This is a genomic window from Solirhodobacter sp. (genome assembly GCF_964715405.1).
Genome location: NZ_CBAICG010000090.1, coordinates 1 through 3,850 on the forward strand (window position 1 = coordinate 1; position 3,850 = coordinate 3,850).

Annotated in this window: 4 protein-coding genes and 1 pseudogene; 4 read left to right on the forward strand and 1 reads right to left on the reverse strand. The window is 70.9% G+C overall.

Annotated features, from left to right (window positions below):
* Positions 1-57: 57 nt before the first annotated feature.
* The 4 genes from trpC (at position 58) to lexA (ending at position 3,293) form a co-directional block, all read left to right on the forward strand.
* Complete coding sequence (trpC, locus tag AC11WY_RS19185; RefSeq protein WP_482928466.1) at positions 58-870, forward strand: indole-3-glycerol phosphate synthase TrpC; 813 nt, start codon at positions 58-60, stop codon at positions 868-870.
* Positions 867-1,346 carry a cyclic pyranopterin monophosphate synthase MoaC gene (gene moaC, locus AC11WY_RS19190; RefSeq protein WP_482928472.1) on the forward strand — a complete coding sequence of 160 codons (480 nt, stop codon included), beginning with the start codon at positions 867-869 and terminating at the stop codon, positions 1,344-1,346. Before trpC ends, moaC begins: the two co-directional genes overlap by 4 nt.
* On the forward strand, positions 1,343-2,527 hold the full coding sequence (locus AC11WY_RS19195; protein WP_482928468.1) for a molybdopterin molybdotransferase MoeA: 1,185 nt from the start codon (positions 1,343-1,345) through the stop codon (positions 2,525-2,527). The genes moaC and AC11WY_RS19195 overlap by 4 nt, the downstream gene beginning before the upstream one ends.
* A gap of 79 nt (positions 2,528-2,606) precedes the next feature.
* Positions 2,607-3,293, forward strand: a complete 687-nt coding sequence (lexA, locus tag AC11WY_RS19200; RefSeq protein WP_482928470.1) for a transcriptional repressor LexA — start codon at positions 2,607-2,609, stop codon at positions 3,291-3,293.
* Between the two features lie 127 nt (positions 3,294-3,420).
* Here the strand turns inward: lexA and AC11WY_RS19205 are convergent.
* Positions 3,421-3,850: pseudogene (locus AC11WY_RS19205) on the reverse strand (hypothetical protein); the annotation flags it as partial.

A 3,850-nucleotide genomic window follows, 5' to 3' on the forward strand; every position in this document is an offset into this window, starting at 1 on the left:
CGGGGGGCAGGCAGCCCCCCGCTTCCCTTCCGCAAGCTCCCGCGCTACCAAAGACGCATGAGCACCATTCTCGACCGCATCAAGGCCTACAAACTCGACGAGATCGCCGCCGCCAAGGCCGCGCACCCCCTCGCCGAGGTCGAGGCGCAGGCGCATGAAGCCTCGGCCCCGCGCGGCTTTCTGGACGCGCTGCAACGGGCTTCGCGCCAGGGCTACGGCCTGATTGCCGAGGTCAAGAAGGCGAGCCCCTCCAGGGGCCTGATCCGCGCCGATTTCGATCCGCCCGCGCTGGCGCGCGCCTATGAGGCGGGCGGCGCGGCTTGCCTGTCGGTGCTGACCGATGCGCCCTCGTTTCAGGGCGCACCGGGGTTCCTGACCGCCGCGCGCGCCGCCACGAAGCTGCCCGCGCTGCGCAAGGATTTCCTTTACGACCCCTATCAGGTCGTCGAGGCGCGCGCCTGGGGCGCCGACTGCATCCTGATCATCATGGCCAGCGTGTCCGACGCGCAGGCCGCCGAGTTGGAGGCCGCCGCGATCGTCTGGGACATGGACGTGCTGATCGAGGTGCATGACGAGCCCGAACTGGAACGTGCCGCCCGCCTCGCCTCGCCGCTGATCGGCATCAACAACCGCAACCTGCACAGCTTCGACGTCAGCCTCGACACCACCCGCCGTCTGGCGCGGCTGGCGCCCGAAGGCGCGGTGCTGGTGTCGGAAAGTGGCCTGTCCACCCCCGCCGACCTCGCCGACCTCGCGCGCTATGGCGTGCGCGCCTTCCTGATCGGCGAAAGCCTGATGCGGCAGGCCGACGTCGCGCAGGCCACGCGCGATCTGCTGGCGAACCCGCTGGTGACGCAGGGGGGCCTCTGATGGCGCTGACGCATTTCGACGCCGAGGGTCGCGCGCATATGGTCGATGTCTCGGCCAAGCCGGTCACCGACCGCATTGCCGTGGCGACCAGCACGGTGCGGATGCAGCCGCAGACGCTGGCGCAGATCACCGCAGGCACCGCGAAGAAGGGCGATGTGCTGGGCGTGGCGCGGCTGGCGGGCATCATGGCGGCCAAGAAGACCGCCGACCTGATCCCGCTCTGCCATCCGCTGCCGATCACCAGGGTCGCGCTGGAACTGGAGCCCGACACCGCCCTGCCCGGCGTGCGGATCACCGCCACCGTCAAGACCTCGGGCCAGACCGGGGTCGAGATGGAGGCGCTGACCGCCGTCACCGTCGCCGCGCTGACCGTCTACGACATGCTCAAGGCGGTCGAGAAGGGGATGGAGATCACCGACATCCGCCTTTTGATGAAGGACGGCGGCAAGTCCGGCCGCTTCGAGGCGCAGCCGTGATCACCGTCGAAGAGGCGCTGGAGCGGGTCTTCGCCCTCGTCGCGCCGCTCGGGGTGGAACGGGTTGCGCTGGCCGAAGCGGGCGGCCGCGTGCTGGCCGAAGACGTCGCCGCCCGCCGCGATCAGCCCCCCTTCGACGCCTCGGCGATGGACGGCTACGCCATCCGCGGCCTGACCGCCGGCCCCGGCGCGCGCTTCCGCGTGATCGGCGAGGCGGGCGCGGGCCATGCCTTCACCGGCTCCGTCGGCCCCGGCGAGGCGGCGCGCATCTTCACCGGCGCACCGATGCCCGTCGGCGCCGACCGCGTGGTGATCCAGGAGGATGTGACGCCCGACGGCGATGTGATCACGCTGGGCGACCGGCTGGATGCGGGCACCAACATCCGCCCGCGCGGCGGCGACTTTCCGGCCGGGTTCCGCATGACCGCGCCGCGCCGCCTGCGCCCGCACGACCTGGCGCTGCTGGCGTCGATGAATGTGGCGCTGGTGCCGGTGACTCGCCGCCCGGTGGTGGCGCTGATCGCCACCGGCGACGAACTGGTGATGCCCGGCGAAGACCCGCGCCCCGACCAGATCATCGCCTCCAACGGTTTCGCGCTGAAGGCGATGGTCGAGGCCGAGGGCGCCGAGGCGCGGATGCTGCCGATCGCCCGCGACACCGAGGCCGAACTGGCCCTGGTGCTGGGCCTGGCAAAGGGCGCCGATCTGATCGTGACGATCGGCGGCGCCTCGGTCGGCGATCACGATCTGGTCGGCAAGGTGACCGCCGATCTGGGGATGGAGCGCGCCTTCTACAAGATCGCGCTGCGCCCCGGCAAGCCGCTGATGGCCGGGCGGCTAGGCGGCGCCGCCGTGCTGGGCCTGCCGGGAAATCCCGTCTCGGCAATCGTTTGCGCGCATCTCTTCATGTCGCCGATGCTGCGCGTGATGCTGGGCCTTGGCGCCAGCGCGCCGCGCCGCGACCGGGCGGTGCTGGCAGCCGACGTCGGCCCCACCGGCCCGCGCACGCATTTCATGCGCGCCCGCCTCAGCCACGAAGGCGGGCTGCCACGCATCACCCCCTTCGACCGCCAGGACAGCTCGCTGCTGGGCGTGCTCGGCGCCGCCGACGCGCTGCTGATCCGCCCGCTGGGCGACCGCGCCCGCCCGGCCGGAACCGAGGTGGAGTATCTGCCGCTGTGACCGGGCGCTTGACACAAACCGGGAACACGGGTAGAACAATGACTGAACACCTGTCGCAGCCAGGATCGGAGCCCGCCGGATGCTGACCCGCAAGCAGTTGGAACTGCTCGATTTCATCAATACCCGGATGCAGCGTGACGGGGTGCCACCCTCGTTCGACGAGATGAAGGACGCGCTCGACCTGCGCTCCAAGTCCGGCATCCACCGCCTGATCACGGCGCTGGAGGAGCGTGGCTTCATCCGCCGCCTCGCCCACCGCGCCCGCGCGCTGGAGATTGTCAAACTGCCCGACGCGATGGCGCGTGAAGGCTTCAGCCCCCGGCTGATCCCCGGCGACCGGCCCGACCGGCCTGCCACCGCGATTCCGGTCGAACCGATCGACGCGCTGGAACTGCCGGTGATGGGCCGCATCGCGGCGGGCACCCCGATCGAGGCGATTCAGGACATTTCGCACCACATCGCGGTGCCCGGCTCGATGCTCTCGGGCCGCGGCCAGCATTACGCGCTGGAGGTGAAGGGCGATTCGATGATCGACGCCGGGATCAATGACGGCGACATCGTGGTGATCCGCGAACAGTCGACGGCCGAGAACGGCGACATCGTGGTGGCGCTGGTCGATGATGCCGAAGCGACGCTGAAACGGTTCCGCCGCAAGGGCGCGATGATCGCGCTCGAAGCCGCCAACCCCGCCTATGAAACGCGCCTGCTGCCCGACACCCGGGTGAAGGTGCAGGGTCGGCTGGTCGGGCTGATCCGCAGCTACTGAGGTCGGACCGGTCCCGCCCTGCTCTCCGGCGCCGCCTTGGAGCGAATTGCGTTTCATCTGACACGACGACATCAGAATTCGCCCAAGTCCTGGGGCGAATTCTGAATCAAGATAAACGCAATTCGCTTTAATCCCCGGCCCCGGCCATCCGGGCGTCATCGTCACTGGTCGGCGTGACCGCCTCGAGCGGGCTTTCCGCGGCGTGCGGGACTTGCTGCGGATCGGCGCCGGTGGGCCCGCGCGCCAGCGGCGGCAGCAGCGCGGGACGCAGCGGGTAGCGGTGCCCGGCGCGGGTCCAGGGCCGGTCGCCCTGCACCGCGCGCGCGCTCTGAAAGACCAGCGCCCCGCCCGAAACCTCCACCGACAGCGCGCCGCTGCGGCGTAGGGTCTTCAGGTCGATCACCCGGCACCCCGGCGGGCGCGGACCATCGAGCGCCGCGCCCAGAATGACGATCCGGGCCTCGGCGCAAGCCCCCGGCACCGCGTCGGCCGCGCCCTTGCCCGACAGGATCAGGCCGGGAATCCCGGCCCGCATGAAGGCGCGCCGCCCGCGCGGC

Coding starts and splice junctions, on each gene's coding strand:
- trpC (WP_482928466.1), top strand. CDS start 58: ATGAGCACCATTCTCGACCGCATCAAGGCCTACAAACTCGACGAGATC.
- lexA (WP_482928470.1), top strand. CDS start 2,607: ATGCTGACCCGCAAGCAGTTGGAACTGCTCGATTTCATCAATACCCGG.